15 protein-coding genes are annotated in these 15910 nt (G+C 63.8%); 5 read left to right on the forward strand and 10 right to left on the reverse strand.

Annotated elements, in window-relative coordinates:
- Positions 1-47 precede the first annotated feature (47 nt).
- A complete protein-coding gene (locus BSG08_RS04625; protein WP_093032777.1) occupies positions 48-1445 on the reverse strand; it encodes an aspartate aminotransferase family protein in 1398 nt (465 codons plus the stop codon).
- Positions 1446-1530: 85 nt separating this feature from the next.
- On the reverse strand, positions 1531-2226 hold the full coding sequence (locus tag BSG08_RS04630; RefSeq protein ID WP_093032780.1) for a GntR family transcriptional regulator: 696 nt from the start codon (positions 2224-2226) through the stop codon (positions 1531-1533).
- A 154-nt stretch (positions 2227-2380) separates the two neighbouring features.
- On the opposite strand from BSG08_RS04630, the gene BSG08_RS04635 reads away from it, so the two are divergent.
- The 5 genes from BSG08_RS04635 (at position 2381) to BSG08_RS04655 (ending at position 7689) form a co-directional block, all read left to right on the forward strand.
- Positions 2381-3466, forward strand: a complete 1086-nt coding sequence (locus tag BSG08_RS04635) for a polyamine ABC transporter substrate-binding protein (RefSeq protein WP_175544688.1) — start codon at positions 2381-2383, stop codon at positions 3464-3466.
- 69 nt (positions 3467-3535) lie between these two features.
- A complete protein-coding gene (locus tag BSG08_RS04640) occupies positions 3536-4660 on the forward strand; it encodes an ABC transporter ATP-binding protein (protein WP_093032786.1) in 1125 nt (374 codons plus the stop codon).
- Between the two features lie 4 nt (positions 4661-4664).
- Positions 4665-5555: an ABC transporter permease subunit gene (locus BSG08_RS04645; protein WP_093032789.1), complete on the forward strand. Its 891-nt coding sequence runs from the start codon at positions 4665-4667 to the stop codon at positions 5553-5555.
- Positions 5552-6367 (forward strand): ABC transporter permease, encoded by an 816-nt coding sequence (locus tag BSG08_RS04650; protein ID WP_093032792.1) that lies wholly within the window; start codon positions 5552-5554, stop codon positions 6365-6367. The genes BSG08_RS04645 and BSG08_RS04650 overlap by 4 nt, the downstream gene beginning before the upstream one ends.
- On the forward strand, positions 6364-7689 hold the full coding sequence (locus tag BSG08_RS04655) for an NAD(P)/FAD-dependent oxidoreductase (protein WP_093032795.1): 1326 nt from the start codon (positions 6364-6366) through the stop codon (positions 7687-7689). The genes BSG08_RS04650 and BSG08_RS04655 overlap by 4 nt, the downstream gene beginning before the upstream one ends.
- A gap of 99 nt (positions 7690-7788) precedes the next feature.
- Here the strand turns inward: BSG08_RS04655 and BSG08_RS04660 are convergent, their stop codons facing one another.
- The 8 genes from BSG08_RS04660 to fzlA all read right to left on the reverse strand — a co-directional run bounded on the left by BSG08_RS04660 (position 7789) and on the right by fzlA (position 15858).
- On the reverse strand, positions 7789-8709 hold the full coding sequence (locus BSG08_RS04660; protein WP_093032797.1) for a DMT family transporter: 921 nt from the start codon (positions 8707-8709) through the stop codon (positions 7789-7791).
- A gap of 50 nt (positions 8710-8759) precedes the next feature.
- Positions 8760-9272: a peptide-methionine (S)-S-oxide reductase MsrA gene (gene msrA / locus BSG08_RS04665; RefSeq protein WP_093032800.1), complete on the reverse strand. Its 513-nt coding sequence runs from the start codon at positions 9270-9272 to the stop codon at positions 8760-8762.
- Positions 9269-9742: a peptide-methionine (R)-S-oxide reductase MsrB gene (gene msrB / locus BSG08_RS04670; RefSeq protein WP_093032803.1), complete on the reverse strand. Its 474-nt coding sequence runs from the start codon at positions 9740-9742 to the stop codon at positions 9269-9271. The genes msrA and msrB overlap by 4 nt, the downstream gene beginning before the upstream one ends.
- A gap of 52 nt (positions 9743-9794) precedes the next feature.
- Complete coding sequence (gene tdh / locus BSG08_RS04675) at positions 9795-10817, reverse strand: L-threonine 3-dehydrogenase (RefSeq protein WP_217649877.1); 1023 nt, start codon at positions 10815-10817, stop codon at positions 9795-9797.
- Positions 10818-10828: 11 nt separating this feature from the next.
- Positions 10829-12022 carry a glycine C-acetyltransferase gene (locus BSG08_RS04680; protein ID WP_093032809.1) on the reverse strand — a complete coding sequence of 398 codons (1194 nt, stop codon included), beginning with the start codon at positions 12020-12022 and terminating at the stop codon, positions 10829-10831.
- Positions 12023-12102: 80 nt separating this feature from the next.
- The gene (locus BSG08_RS04685) at positions 12103-14103 is read right to left on the reverse strand and encodes a hydantoinase/oxoprolinase N-terminal domain-containing protein (RefSeq protein ID WP_093033319.1); all 2001 of its coding nucleotides are present in this window, start codon (positions 14101-14103) and stop codon (positions 12103-12105) included.
- Positions 14104-14128: 25 nt separating this feature from the next.
- Positions 14129-15160, reverse strand: coding sequence for a tRNA epoxyqueuosine(34) reductase QueG (queG, locus tag BSG08_RS04690; RefSeq protein ID WP_093032812.1), 1032 nt, complete (start codon positions 15158-15160; stop codon positions 14129-14131).
- A 32-nt stretch (positions 15161-15192) separates the two neighbouring features.
- The gene (fzlA, locus tag BSG08_RS04695; protein ID WP_093032816.1) at positions 15193-15858 is read right to left on the reverse strand and encodes an FtsZ-binding protein FzlA; all 666 of its coding nucleotides are present in this window, start codon (positions 15856-15858) and stop codon (positions 15193-15195) included.
- Between the last annotated feature and the right edge of the window lie 52 nt (positions 15859-15910).

Below are 15910 nucleotides of genomic sequence, written 5' to 3' on the forward strand. Positions count from 1 at the left end.
CTTCATCGTTCCGCAAATACTCCGTGGAGCGTGAGGGGCAGCGCCCCTCACGCCGCCGCCTTCATCAGCCCCTCGTCGCGGATCTGTTTTTCCGCCTGATCCAGCGATTGCCATGCCCGCTCGATCAGCGTGTCGATCTCGGATTTCGAGATGACCAGCGGCGGCGAGATGATCATGCGATCGCCCACATGCCGCATCACCAGGTTGTTGGCAAAACACCGCTCGCGGCAGATATAGCCCGCCGTGCCCGGATCGGCGGCGAATTTGGCGCGGCTGGCCTTGTGCGGGGTCAGCGCCAGCGATCCCATCATGCCGATGATCCGGGTCTCGCCGACCAGAGGATGCGCGAACAGCGATTCCCATTTCTCCCTCAGATAGGGCGCGGTTTCCTGCGCGACGCGCTCGACGATCTTCTCTTCTTCTAGGATGCGCAGGTTTTCCAGCGCCACGGCGCAACTGACCGGATGGCCCGAATAGGTGTAACCGTGGTTGAACTCGCAATCGTTCATCACCTCGGCCACGCGATCCGAAACGATAGAGCCGCCGATCGGCGCATAGCCCGAGGACAGCCCCTTGGCCACCGTCATGATGTCGGGGCGGATGTTCAGTGTCTGGGAACCGAACCATTCGCCGGTCCGGCCAAAGCCGCAGATCACCTCGTCGGCGATCAGCAGGATGCCGTATTTGTCACAAATCCGCTGGATTTCCGGCCAGTAGCTGTCGGGCGGGATGATCACGCCGCCCGCACCCTGCACCGGCTCGCCGATAAAGGCGGCCACGCGGTGCGGACCCAGTTCCTCGATCTTTTCCTCGAGCTGCCGGGCGCGCGCCAGACCGAATGCCTCGGGGTCCATGTCGCCGCCCTCGGCATACCAGTGCGGCTGGTCGATGTGGTGGATGTCGGGAATAGGCATCCCGCCCTGCGCGTGCATCCCCGACATGCCGCCCAGGCTGCCGCTGCCCACGGATGACCCGTGATAGGCATTCCTGCGGCTGATGATGATGTTGCGTTCGGGCTGACCCATCTGCGCCCAGTAGGTGCGCACCATTCGGATATTGGTATCGTTCGCCTCGGACCCGGACCCGGCATAGAACACATGGTTCAGATCGCCCGGCGCCAGTTCCGCCAGTTTGGCGGCCAGCGCGATGGCGGGCACATGGCTGGTCTGGAAGAACGTGTTGTAGAACGGCAGTTCGCGCATCTGCCGCGCGGCGACCTCGGCAAGCTCATCACGGCCATAGCCGATATTCACGCACCACAACCCGCCCATGGCGTCGAGGATCTCGTTGCCCTCGCTGTCGGTCAGGGTGACGCCCTGCGCGCGGGTGATGATCCGCGCGCCCTTGGTCTCGAGCTGATTGCCGTGGGTAAAGGGGTGCATGTGATGCGCGGCATCGAGCGCCTGCAATTCCGCGGTGGGCATGTGGTTGGTGATCATGGTCATGGGAATACCTTTCGACAGACAGACCGGGCGGCACAGCCGCCGTGTTTCCCCCAGAATATGATCAAATCATATGCTGTCAATCGAATCAGCGCAAGACGCGCGATTGTTCCAGAGAGTGACGCACCTGCTCCATTCCCTGGATCACATCCTCCCGAATGGCGCGCGCGGCGGCTTCTGCATCACGGGCGTGCATCGCCTCCAGCATCGCCTTGTGCTTGTCCGGCAGGCTCTGCGTGCCCATCCGTCCGCAGACCACCCGGAGCGATGGCCCGAACCGCAACCACAGCCCATCGGCGAGATCCGCCAGAATCGGCGCATCGGCGATCTCGTAGAGGCGTTTGTGAAAGCGATAGTTGAGTTCCAGATAGGCCCGCAGATCGCCGCGCGTGATCGCCCGGTCCAGATCGTCATCCAGCGCCGCCAGGCAGTCTAGATCCCCAAGGCTCGCACGCTCTGTCGCGCGCAGCGTCAGGTATGGGTCAAGCCATTGGCGTGCATATATTAATTCGCTTATGTTATCCGCCGTCAACAGCGGCACGCTAACCCGTCTGTTGCCCTGGAATTCCAGCGCCCCCTCGGCGATCAGCCGCCGGATCGCCTCGCGCACCGGGGTCATGCCCGCACCCAGCCGCTCTGACAGGCCCTGGATGGTCACCGCCTGCCCCGGCGCCAGATCGCCGAACAGCACCTGATCCCGCAGCTGGCGATAGATCACCTCATGCGCCGGCAACCCGGCGGCATCCACCCCTGGGGTGCTCAATTTCTGTGCGGCCTTGTTCATCTGCGGGGCGCCTCAACCGTAGCTCTCAATGTCTGGTCTTGCGAGTTTAGCGCCTGCATGAAAACATTACCATATTGCGTTGTGCGGATTTTTTTGATCAAATTCCGCACGGGGCGAGAAACAACAGACCACAGCAGACCAACGGGAGATCATTATGCGAAATCTTATACTGACCACCACCGCCGCACTGGCGCTCGGCGCATTTGCCGCGCAGGCGCAGGAGGTGCGGGTCTACAACTGGTCCGATTACATTGATGAGGACCTGCTGACCAAATTCGAAGAGGAAACCGGGCTAAAGCTGGTCTATGACGTCTTTGACAGCAACGAGGTTCTGGAAACCAAGATGCTGGCGGGCGGCTCTGGCTATGACGTGGTTGTGCCGTCGGGCACCTTCCTGCAACGTCAGATTCAGGCGGGGGCATTTCAGAAACTCGACATGTCCAAGCTGCCCAATCACGAGAACATGTGGGACGTGGTCAGCAGCCGGACCGCGCAGTACGACCCGGACAACGCCTATTCGATCAACTACATGTGGGGCACCACCGGCATCGGCGTGAATGTGGGCAAGGTCACCGAGATCCTTGGCGAGGATGCGCCGATCGACAGTCTGGAGCTGGTGCTCAACCCGTCCAACATGGCGAAGCTGGCCGAATGTGGCGTGCATTTCCTGGATGCGCCCGCCGAGATGATCCCGATGGCGTTGAAATACATCAACGAGGATCCCAACAGCCACGACCCGGACGTGATTGGCAGGACCGAAGAGGTGTTGATGGCCGTGCGTCCCTATATCCAGAAATTCCACAGTTCGGAATATATCAACGCGCTGGCCAATGGCGACATCTGCGTCGCGGTTGGCTGGTCGGGCGATATCCTGCAGGCGCGTGATCGCGCGGCAGAGGCCGGCAATGACGTCGAAATCGCCTATAACGCGCCCAAGGAAGGCGCGCAGATGTGGTTCGACCAGATGGCGATTCCGGTCGATGCGCCCAATCCCGACGGCGCGCATGCATTCCTGAATTTCATCATGGATGCCGAAAACATGGCCGCCGCGTCGAACTATGTCTATTACGCCAACGGGAACCTCGCCTCTCAGGAATACCTGGCCGAGGACGTGATCGGCGATCCGGCGATCTACCCCTCGGCAGAGGCGATCGACAACCTGTTCACCACCACGCCCTACGACGCCCAGGTGCAGCGGGTGGTGACCCGGCTCTGGACCAAGATCAAGTCTGGCACCTGACCGCACAGGACGCCCGCCCGCGCAGGACATCGCCTGCGCGGGCTTTTTCAGATATGGCCGGGAACTGGTATGGCACAGACTGTTTTTGAACCCTGGAACGATCCAGAGGCAAAGCCGCTCATTCAATTCAAGGGTGTAACCAAGCGTTTCGGTGATTTTACCGCAATCGACAACCAGACCTTCGACATTTACGAACGCGAATTCTTTGCCCTTCTCGGTCCTTCGGGCTGTGGCAAGACCACGATGATGCGCATGCTCGCCGGGTTCGAGAAACCGACCGAGGGCACGATCCTTCTGGGCGGTCAGGACATGGCCCCGATCCCGCCCAACAAGCGCGCGGTCAACATGATGTTCCAGTCCTACGCGCTGTTTCCGCACCTGTCGGTCTGGGAAAACATCGCCTTTGGTCTCAAGCGCGACGGCAAGCCAAAGGACGTGATCGCCGCCCGTGTCGACGAGATGCTCAAACTGACGCGCCTGCAACAGTTCGCCAGGCGCAAGCCGCACCAGATTTCCGGCGGCCAGCGTCAGCGCGTCGCGCTCGCCCGCAGTCTGGCCAAGGCGCCAAAGCTGCTCTTGCTGGACGAACCGATGGGCGCGCTCGACGCCAAGCTGCGGCAGGCCACGCAATTCGAGCTGATGGACATACAGGAAAAGACCGGCACCACATTCGTTATCGTCACCCACGATCAGGAAGAGGCGATGACCGTGGCAAGCCGCGTCGCGGTGATGGATCACGGCCGCATCATTCAGGCCGACACCCCTGCCAATATCTACGAGATGCCCAATTCGGTCTATGTGGCCGATTTCATCGGCGAGGTGACGATCATCCCCGGCAAGGCACACAAGCGCGGCAATGGCTATGACATCGCCTTTGCCGAGGGCCAGCCCACCCTCCATTCCGAGACCGACGCGGCACTTGACAACGGTCAGACCTGCTATCTGGCGCTGCGCCCCGAGAAAGTCTCTATTTCAGCGGAAAAGCCCGCCGATCGCACCAATACCGTGCAGGGCAGGATCATCGACATCGCCTATCTGGGCAATCTCTCGACCTATCATGTGCAATTGCCCAACGGCCAGATGATCAAGGCGCAGGCGGCCAATACCCGCCGCCTCTCGCGCCGCGACTTCAGCTGGGAAGACACGGTCTGGCTGTCGTGGACCGACACCGCCGCCGTGCTGCTGAAAGGGTGACGTGATGCGCCGCTTTGCCCTGATCGCCCTGCCCTGCGCCTGGCTTCTGGCGCTGTTTCTGGTGCCGTTCCTGATCGTCCTGAAAATCAGCCTCAGTGACATCGCACTTGCGATTCCACCCTATACGCCGACGCTTGATCTTTCAGCGGGCTGGCAGGGGATCAGGGCATTCTTCAGCGCACTGGACTTTGACAATTTCCGCTTTCTCGCCACCGACGATCTCTATTGGAAATCCTACATTTCCTCGCTTCAGATCGCCTTTCTTGCCACGTTGATGACGCTTTTCGTGGGCTATCCCATCGCTTACGGCATGGCCAATGCGCCCGATCACTGGCGCCCGACCCTGATGATGCTGGTGATCCTGCCGTTCTGGACCTCGTTCCTGATCCGGGTCTATTCGTGGATGGGGATCCTCTCGACCGAGGGCTATCTCAATCAGCTTCTGCTCTGGCTCGGGGTGATTTCCACACCATTGACCATCCTCAACACGCCAACGGCGGTCTATATCGGCATCGTCTATACCTACCTGCCCTTCATGGTCCTGCCGATCTATTCGGCGCTGGAACGGATGGACGGATCGCTGCTTGAGGCGGCCGAGGATCTGGGCTGTTCGCGGGTCAAGGCATTCTGGCTCATCACCGTGCCGTTGTCGAAAACCGGCATCATCGCGGGGTGTTTCCTGGTGTTCATCCCGGTGATCGGCGAATTCGTCATCCCCTCACTTCTGGGCGGTTCGCAGACGCTGATGATCGGCAAGGTGCTTTGGGAGGAATTCTTCAACAACCGCGACTGGCCCGTCGCCTCTGCGGTCGCCGTGGTGCTGCTGCTGATCCTGATCGTGCCCATCGTGCTCTTTCAGATGAACGAGCAGAAAAGCCGGGAGGCCGACCAATGAGACGTCTCACATGGTTCAACACCACCTCGCTGACGCTGGGATTCGCATTCCTCTACCTGCCGATGATCATCCTCATCGTCTACAGTTTCAACGAATCGAAACTGGTGACGGTCTGGGCCGGATTCTCGACAAAATGGTATGGCACGCTTGTGCAGAACCAGGCCTTTCTCGATGCGGCCTGGGTCACGCTCAAGGTGGCGCTGGCCTCGTCGACCATCGCCACGATCCTTGGCACCATGGCTGCCCTCGTGCTGGTGCGCGCCGGGCGGTTCTACGGGCGGACGCTGTTTTCCGGCATGATCTACGCGCCGCTGGTGATGCCAGAGGTGATCACCGGCCTTTCGCTGCTGCTCTTGTTCATCGGCATCGGGCTGGACCGGGGAATTTTCACCATCATCCTCGCGCATACGACATTCTCGATGTGCTTCGTCTCGGTCGTCGTGTCCTCGCGTCTGGTCACCTTCGACCGCTCGCTGGAAGAGGCGGCGCTTGATCTGGGCTGTTCGCATTTCGACGCCTTCCGCCTCGTCACCCTGCCGATCATCGCGCCTGCGGTGATCTCGGGCTGGCTTCTGGCCTTCACGCTCTCGCTGGACGATCTGGTGATCGCCAGCTTTACCGCCGGGCCCTCGGCCACCACGCTGCCGATCAAGATCTGGTCGTCGATCCGGCTGGGTGTCAGTCCCGAGATCAACGCGCTCTCCACCATCATGATCGGCATCGTGGCGGTGGGCGTGATCACCGCCTCGCTGATCACCAAACGCGCCAGCCTGCGCCAGCAGGCCGACGAACGCGCCGCCGTGCACGCATGAGGCGGGTCTTTCCGGCCCATACCTACGGGAACGGCCCACGCGCGCGGTGTTACTGGAACGATACCGCGCCGCTGCCCGACCACCCTGCCGCCGAGGGGCAGATAACCTGCGACGTGGCGGTGATCGGCGCGGGCTATACCGGGTTGTCCGCCGCGCTGCATCTGGCCGAGGCAGGTCAGGATGTGCGCGTATTCGAGGCCGAGACACCCGGTTGGGGCGCCTCCGGGCGCAATGGCGGCTTTTGCTGCCTGGGCGGCTCTGCCGCCTCTGACGCGATGCTGCGCAGGATGCATGGCGAAGACGCCCGCCGCGCCTACCGCCGCGCCGAGATCGAGGCGGTCACCACGGTGAAATCCCTGATCGCGGATCACGCGATCAGCGCCGATACCCATTCCGAGGGCGAAACCGTGCTGGCGCATACGTCAAGGGCGGCCGAGGGTTTCCCGGACCGCGCCGCGCGCATCAAATCCGACTACGGCGTGACACCAACCCTGATTTCAGGCTCTGAACTGGCCCGGATGGGCATGCGTGGCCCGTTCCACGCCGCCCTCACCACGCCCATCGGCATCGCCCTCAACCCGCTGAAATACACCCTTGGCCTTGCACAGGCCGCCACCCGTGCGGGCGCGTGCATCCATGCCAATTCGCCTGTCATCGCGATCCGGCAGGACGGGTGGTTCCACCTCACCACGCCACAGGCGCGGATCATCGCCCGCCGCCTGATCGTCGCCACCAACGGCTATTCCTCGGACGATCTGCCCGACTGGATGCGCGCACGGTATATCCCGACCCAATCCAACGTGATCGTCACCCGCCCGCTGACCGATGACGAGCTTGCCGCGCAGGGCTGGACCAGCCGCCAGATGTGCTATGACCACCGCTTTTTCCTGCATTATTTCCGGCTGATGCCCGACAACCGGCTGCTCTTTGGCATGCGCGGCGGGCTGTTCAGCTCGCCCCGGTTCGATGCCCGGATGCACCGCACCATCCGGCGGCATTTCGAGGCAATGTTCCCGGCATGGGCGCATGTCGAGACGCCGCACAGCTGGAATGGCCTCTTGTCGCTGGCCCCGGATCTCACGCCCTATGCCGGGCCGATCCCCGACATGCCGGGGGCCTTTACGGGGCTGTCCTACCACGGCAACGGCGTGTCGATGGGCACCTATGCCGGTGCCCTTCTCGCCGATCTGGCGATGGACCGCACGCCGCGCCATCCCTATCCCGAAATCCTGCGCAAGCCGCCCCGCCGCTGGCCCCTGGGCCGGTTGCGGCGCGCGATGCTCTGGCCACCCTACGCGATTGCAACGCTGACCGGGGGGTGACGAGAGGTGCGGCAGAATTGCTGCGAAGGTTGAGTTTGCCACACGCGCGCAACAAGGCGCGTAGCGCCCTCACCCTCCACAGCACGCGAATACCCCGCCCTATTCCGGCGTCCGTGCCGCACGCGCCTTGTTGCGCCGGATGCCCAGCTGCCGCTCGCGCAGGATGATGATGATGCCCGCCACGATCACCAGCGCCGCCCCCGACAGCATCGCGCCGGTCGGCACCTCGTCAAAGATGAAATAGCCGATACCCAGCGCAAACAGGATCGAGGCATAATCGAACGGCGCCACCACGCTGGCATCGGCAAAGCGATAGGATGAGGTCAGGAAAATCTGCCCCAGCCCGCCCAGCAGCCCGGCCAGAACCAGCAGCCCGAATTCCGGCCCCGAGGGCATGACCCAGCCAAACGGGATGGTCAGCAACGACAACAGCGTCGCGGTGACCGAGAAATAGAACACGATGGCGCTCGTCTCCTCGGACTGCACCAGTTTGCGCACATAGATCTGCGCCAGCGCCGCGCAGATCGCGCCGGTCAGCGCCAGCATCGCGCCCACCGCCTGCATGGTCTCGACCACAGCCCCGCTCAGCGCCGTCAGGCGCGGGGCCAGCACGATCAGCACCCCGATCAGACCCAGCGCCACCGCGCCGATGCGGAATGCGCCGACCTGCTCGTTCAGGAACATCGCCGCAAAGATCACCACCAATAGCGGCGCGGCATAGCTCAGCGCCGTTACCTCGGGCAGCGGCAAGAGCCCCAGCGCGGCAAACCCCATCCCCATCGCCGCCGTGCCCACGAAACCGCGCCAGAAATGGCTCATCGGCGAGCGCACCCTCAGCCCGGTGCGCAGATCGCCGCGCAGCGCCAGCCAGACCAGGATCACCGGAATCGCAAAGAACGACCGGAAGAATACCGATTCCCCCGGCGGCACATGATCCGCCACCGCCTTGATCAGCGAGGACATGGTGATGAACAGCATCACCGAGATGAGCTTGAGCGCGATGCCGGTCAGGGGGCGCATTCTATCGGGTCCTTTGCCCCTCTGGCTGTCAATTCAGTCTCTGTTCCGGCTCAGGCGTCGGTTTCTGCCTCCTTGCGCGGCAATACCCAGTCGGCCCTCGGGAAATGACAGGTATAGCCCTGCGGAAACCGTTTCAGATAGTCCTGATGCTCCGGCTCCGCCTCCCAGAAATCGCCCGCCGGCTCGACCTCGGTCACCACCTTGCCGGGCCACAATCCGCTTGCCTCGACATCGGCGATGGTGCGCAGCGCCTCGGCCTTTTGTGCCTCATCGACGTAATAGATCGCCGAGCGATAGCTGATGCCGATATCATTGCCCTGCCGGTTCACCGTGGTCGGGTCGTGGATCTGAAAGAAGAATTCCAGCAACCGCCGATAGCTGATCCTGGCCGGATCGAACATGATCTCGATGCCTTCGGCATGGGTGCCGTGGTTGCGATAGGTCGCATTCGGCACGTCGCCACCCGTATAGCCCACACGGGTCGAGATCACGCCCGGCAGCTTGCGGATCAGATCCTGCATGCCCCAGAAACAGCCCCCCGCCAATACCGCCCGTTCGGTCATCTCACGTCCTCCACCTGATCGAGATACGCGCCGTATCCCTGTGCTTCCATGTCGTCGCGATGAATGAATCGCAGGCTTGCCGAGTTGATGCAATAGCGCAGGCCACCCCGGTCGCGCGGCCCGTCGGGAAAGACATGGCCCAGATGGCTGTCACCATCGCGGCTGCGCACCTCGGTGCGGATCATGCCCATGGTGAAATCGTTGATTTCTTTCACATGCGCGGGCTCGATCGGCTTCGTGAAACTCGGCCAGCCGCAACCCGATTCATACTTGTCGGAACTGGCAAACAGCGGCTCGCCGCTCACCACGTCCACGTAAATCCCCGGCTCGTGATTGTGCAGATACTTGCCGGTGCCGGGGCGTTCGGTGCCGTTCTTCTGCGTCACCCGGTATTCCTCGGGCGAGAGTGCTGCTATTCTGTCGGGGTCTTTGCGATATGCGGTCACGCTGCATGTCTCCTGTTGCGTCATCCATGCTATCAGATGGGACGAGTCGCAGAAAATCAAATACGCGCGCCGAGCCTTACCAGTCCATCACCACCTTGCCCGAATCCCCCGAGATCATCGCGGCAAACCCTTTCTCGAAATCGTCGATCCCGATCCGGTGGGTGACAAGGCCCGATACATCCAGCCCCGATTGCACCAACGCGATCATCTTGTACCAGGTCTCGTACATCTCGCGACCATAGATGCCCTTGATATGCAGCATCTTGAAAATGACCGCGTTCCAGTCCACCGCAAATTCCGTCGGCGCAATCCCCAGCAGCGCGAGTTTCCCGCCATTGTTCATCCGTGCGATCATCTGCTGCATCGCGGGCGCGGCCCCGGACATTTCAAGCCCCACGTCGAACCCCTCGGTCATCCCGATCGCGGCCATCACATCGCGCAACTGCTCGGTGCCCACATCGACCACATGCTGCACGCCCATCCGGCGCGCCAGATCCAGACGGTAAGGGTTGATATCGGTGATCACCACCTTGCGCGCGCCCGCCTTCTGCGCCACCAGCGCCCCCATGATCCCGATCGGCCCGGCGCCGGTGACCAGCACATCCTCGCCCACCAGATCGAAACTCAGCGCGGTATGCACGGCATTGCCCAAGGGATCGAAAATCGCCGCGATCTCGTCGGGAATATCCGCCGGTATCGGCACCACGTTGCTCTCGGGGATGCACAGATACTCGGCAAAGCTGCCGGGGCGGTTGACCCCGACGCCCCTGGTGTTGCGGCACAGGTGCCCGCGCCCGGCGCGGCAGTTGCGGCAGGTGCCGCAGACGATATGCCCCTCGCCGCTGACCCGCTGCCCGATGCGGTATTTCACCGCCGCAGGCCCGCAATCGACGATCTCGCCCACGAATTCATGCCCCACGACCATCGGCACCGGCACGGTTTTCGCGCTGAATTCGTCCCATTTCCAGATATGCACATCGGTGCCGCAGATCGCGGATTTCTTCACCTTGATCAGCACATCGCCCGGCCCCACCTCGGGCACCGGCACATAATCCATCCACAGCCCCGGCTCGGGTCGCAGTTTCACCAGCGCCTTCATCTCGTTCTGCATCAGATCACCCCCAACTCGCGCCCCACCGCGCCAAACGCCCCGATTGCCCGGTCCAGCATGTCGCGGCTCAGCGCGGCACTCATCTGCGTGCGGATCCGGTCCTGCCCCTTGGGCACCACCGGAAAACTGAACGCCGTTACATAGACACCCCGGTCATTCAACCTTGCCGCCATCTCCTGCGCCAGTTTTGGATCGCGCAGCATCACCGGGATGATCGCGTGCTCTCCGGGCAACAGCTCGAACCCCAGCGCGCCCATCCCCTCGCGGAAATAATCCGCATTCTCCCACAGCCGCGCCCGCCGCTCCGCCCCATCCTCCAGCATGTCGAACACCCTGAGCGATGCCCCCGCGATCACCGGCGCCAGCGTGTTCGAAAAGAGATAGGGCCGCGACCGCTGCCGCAGCCAGTCCACCACCCGCGCGCTCGCCGCCGTATACCCGCCCGAGGCACCGCCCAGCGCCTTGCCCAGCGTGCCGGTCAGGATATCGACCCGATCCATCACCCCGAACCGCTCGGGCGTGCCGCGCCCGGTCGGCCCGACAAACCCGGTGGCGTGACAGTCATCCACCATCACCAGCGCATCGTAGCGCTCTGCCAGATCGCAGATCTCGTCGAGCGGTGCGTAATACCCATCCATCGAGAACACGCCGTCGGTGGCGATCAGCCGGTGCCGCGCGCCCGCCGCCTCCTTCAGGCACCGCTCCAGATCGGCCATGTCCCGGTTGGCATAGCGATACCGCTGCGCCTTGCACAGACGCACGCCGTCGATGATGCTGGCATGGTTCAGCGCGTCAGAGATGATCGCATCCTCCGGCCCCAGGATCGTCTCGAACAGGCCCGTGTTCGCATCAAAGGCGGCGGCATAAAGGATTGCATCCTGCTTGCCCAGAAACCCGGCGATCCGCGCCTCCAGCGCCTTGTGCTCTTCCTGCGTGCCGCAGATGAATCGCACGCTCGCCATGCCGAACCCGTAGCGATCCAGCGCCGCATGTGCCGCCGCGATGACCTGCGCGTTATCCGCCAGCCCGAGATAGTTGTTGGCGCAGAGGTTCACCACCTCGCGCCCGTCCGCCAGCCGGACCTCGCCCGCCTGCATCGAGGCGATCACCCGCTCGGACTTGTAAAGTCCCTCCTCGCGCAGACCCTCAAGCCACCCCGCCATGTCCGCGTCAAACCGATCCGCTGCCGTCATGCCACCCTCCCTTTCATCTGGCCGAAAATACCTCGGGGGAGTCGCCGCTTGCGGCGACGGGGGCAGCGCCCCCAAATCCCTTATACAGCGATCCGTGGCCGTCCACTCGCCTCTACCACGATTTCCGCCTCCAGAAACACCCGCCTTGCCTCGGCCTGCGCCTCCCTGACCTCGCGCCGCGCGGTCACATGAATATCAACCGCCCCTGCTGCCTCGGCTTCTCTGCGAGCCTCGGCGCTCAGGACATCCTCCAGCGCCGCCATCGCCACCTCGGACGCCGCATAATCCTCTGGTCCGGTCTCAAGATGCACGCGGTATCTGCCTTCTGACGGCGATGTCACCGTGCCGCCCCGCCGGATCGTCACCCGCCCGACCACCGCACCGATCGCATTGGCCACGCCCGCGTGTTCCGGCAGGATCATCCGCGCGCCCAGCCTTGCGCCCACCGCCGGATAATAGCTCGCCGCCGAGGCCCCCAGCCCGATCACCGGCACCGCCAGTCCGCTTTCGATCCGCACCAGACCGTGATGCCGGTCCAGCCCCTTCTGCATCAGGACATGCGCCGCCAATGCCGCGGGCGGCAGGCCGAAATCCACCTCTTCCTCGGCAAAAGCAGTCTCTGACAAGGCCAGACTCGTCTGATAGGTCAGCCGGTCCACGATCATCTGCGCCAGCGCCTCGGGTCCTTCGGCCACCCGGTTGCCCGATCCGGTGCGCTTGCGCGCCACCAGTTCCAGCGCCATGCGCGCCGCCTCGGTGTCCCAGGCATCGAGCCGCCCCAGAACATGCGCGGCATCCGAGGGCGTCACCCCCGCCACCTGCACCAATCCGCGCCGCACCAGCCGGGTCAGCGCCGCGCCATCCATGCGGGTGCGCAGCACCTGCCCCACCGGACAGACCGCCGCGCCGATCCGCTCCAGCAGCGCCGCCTCGCGCTCCGCCAGCCCCCCGGCCTCGATCCCCGGCACCGCGCGCACGAACCGCGCGTCATGTTCCCCCGGCGCGCTTGCGCGCAACGCCGCCTCCAGCGCCGCATGCACCACCTCGCCGGCCTCGGCTGCCATCAGGCTCACCGGCACCACCCGGCGCGGACCCAGGCTGATACCGCCCTCCAGACCCTCGTCGCGCACATTCACCTCGCTGTCACCACCCAGACCAAAGGTGCGCATCGCCACCGCCTCGACCATGGTGCGCCACGGCCCGACCCGTGCGCCCTCGGGGTCGATCGCGGGCTTGCCTGCGCGCAGCACAGCGACATCGGTGGTCGTCCCGCCGATATCCGACACCAGCGCATGATCCGCCCCGGTCAGCCAGCGCGCGCCGACGATGCTTGCCGCCGGACCGCTCAGGATCGTCTCGATCGGCCGCTCCCGCGCCTGATCCGCCGAAATCAGCGCGCCGTCACCGCGCACCACCATCAGCGGCGCGTCAATGCCCAGATCGCGCAGCTTGCCCTCGGCCTTGTCGATCAGCCGCGCGATCATCCCGATCAGCCGCGCATTGAGCAGCGCCGTCAGCGCCCGTTTCGGCCCGTTCAGTTTTGCCGACAGATGATGCGACAGGCTCACCGGCTTGCCCGTCACCGCGCGAATCATCTCTGCGGCCGCCAGTTCATGCCCCGGATTGCGCGTTGCGAACTGCGCCGCCACCGCATAGGCCGAGGCCCCGGTATCCGCCGCCAGCCAGGCCAGAAGCGCCTCTTTATCCAGCGCCGCCGCTTCACCGCCCGCATGATTGTGCCCGCCACCCAGCACGATCGCCGGATCGCCACCCAGCGCCTCGGCCAGGCCATTCGCCTGCAAATCCGCCCGGCCAAACCCGATATAGACCAGACCGGCGCGCCCACCCTGTCCCTCGACCAGCGCATTCGTGGCCAGCGTGGTCGACAGCGAGGCAAGTCCGATGTCCGCCACATCCGCCCCGCTTTTCGCCAGAACCGCGGCCACGGCCTCGCCAATACCCAGCGCCAGATCGTGCCGCGTGGTCAGCGCCTTGGCGCTTGCCACCACGTCGCGCTCGTCGCGGATCAGCACCGCATCCGTATAGGTGCCGCCCGTATCCACGCCCAACAACAACGCCATGCGCCCGCCTTTCTCTCTGACCGCCTCAGGCCAGTCGGCCAACCGCCCAGCGCGCCGCATCCGCCACGGTCGCGTCCGGGTCGCCGCAATGCCGCTGCGCCACCTCCCGCAACGACATATCGCCCGAATTGCCGATCGCATAGAGCACATTTCGCAGAAATCGGTTCCGACCGATCCGCTTGATGGGCGATCCCGAAAACCGCGCCCGGAATGCCGCATCATCCAGCGCCGCCAGTTCCGCCAGCCGCGGCGCGATCAGATCCTCGCGTGCGTGATATTTCACCTCGCGCGCCGCGACAGCAAACTTGTTCCAGGGACAGACCGCCAGGCAATCGTCGCAGCCATAGATCCGGTTGCCCAGCAGGGGGCGCAATGCCTCGTCCACCGGCCCGTCATGCTCGATCGTCAGATAGGAAATGCAGCGCCGCGCATCCAGTCGATAGGGCGCCGGAAAGGCATCGGTCGGGCAGATGTCCAGACAGGCCCGGCATGACCCGCAATGATCGCTTTCCGCCGGATCAGTCTCCAGTTCCAGCGTCGTGAACACCGACCCGATAAAGAACCAGCTGCCCAGATCGCGACTGACCAGATTGGTGTGCTTGCCCTGCCAACCCAGCCCCGCCGCCTGACCCAGCGGTTTTTCGGGCACGGGGGCTGTATCGACAAACACCTTCACCTCGCCGCCGCCTTCCGCGATCAGCCACCGCGCCAGCCGCTTCAGCCGCTTCTTGACCGTGTCGTGATAATCCCGCCCCCGCGCATAGACAGAGATATTGCCGCGATCCTTCTGCCCCAGCACGGCCAGCGGATCGTCCTCGGGCGTATAGCTCTCGCCCAGCACGATCACCGTGCGCGCCTCGGGCCACAGAACCTGCGGCGCGCCGCGCCAATGGCTGCGCTCCGCCAGCCATCCCATCTGCCCGTGATAGCCGTGCCCCAGGAACGCCGCCAGCCGCTCCGGCACATGCCCCACGTCCCAGGGACGGCACAGCCGGCAGGCATCGAATCCCTCTGCCCGCGCCTGTTCAACCAGTCTCTGTTTCAGCCCGTTTTCCATCTCTCCCCATGCTCCGGGGGGTGCCGCCTGTCTCAGAAATCCAGATCGGCATAATGCGCAGGCGGCGGGAATCCCGGCACCTGATCGGCCAGAATGCCGCGAAAGGCAGGGCGCGACTTGATCTTGGCATACCAGTCCTTGACCGCCTCGCTGCGGGTCCAGTCCACATCGCTGATGTAATCCAGCGCGCTCAGATGCGCGGCGGCGGCGAAATCCGCCAGCGTCATCACATCCCCCGCCAGCCAGCGGCGATGATCCAGCAGCCAGGCCATGTAATCAAGGTGATACTTGATCGCCTTTGCCCCGTCCTTGACGTTGCGGCTGTCGGGAAATCCCTGTTTCATTACCTTCTTGTTGACCCGCTCATAGAGCAGCTTGCCGGTCACCTCGTGATGAAACTTGTCGTCGAACCACGCCACCAGCCGACGCACCTCGTAGCGCGCATCGGCGGCTTTCGGCATCAGGGAAGGTTCCGGATATTTCTCCTCAAGGTATTCGCAGATTGCGGCGCTCTCGGCCATGGTCTTGCCGTCGATCTTGAGCACCGGCACCTTGCCCGCCGGATTGCGGCGCATGAAATCGGGATCCTGCTCCCAGTAGCGTTCCTCGACCAGTTCGCACTCGATCCGCTTTTCGGCAAGGCTCAGCCTCACCTTGCGGCAAAAGGGTGACAGTGGAACATGATAGAGCCTGGCCATCGGGCAATTTACCTTCGTCAGTGAATTGTCCCTCAATGCCCCCTTTGCGGGC

Origin of the sequence: Roseovarius azorensis, from assembly GCF_900109455.1 — a bacterium.
Classification (GTDB): Bacteria; Pseudomonadota; Alphaproteobacteria; order Rhodobacterales; family Rhodobacteraceae; genus Roseovarius; species Roseovarius azorensis.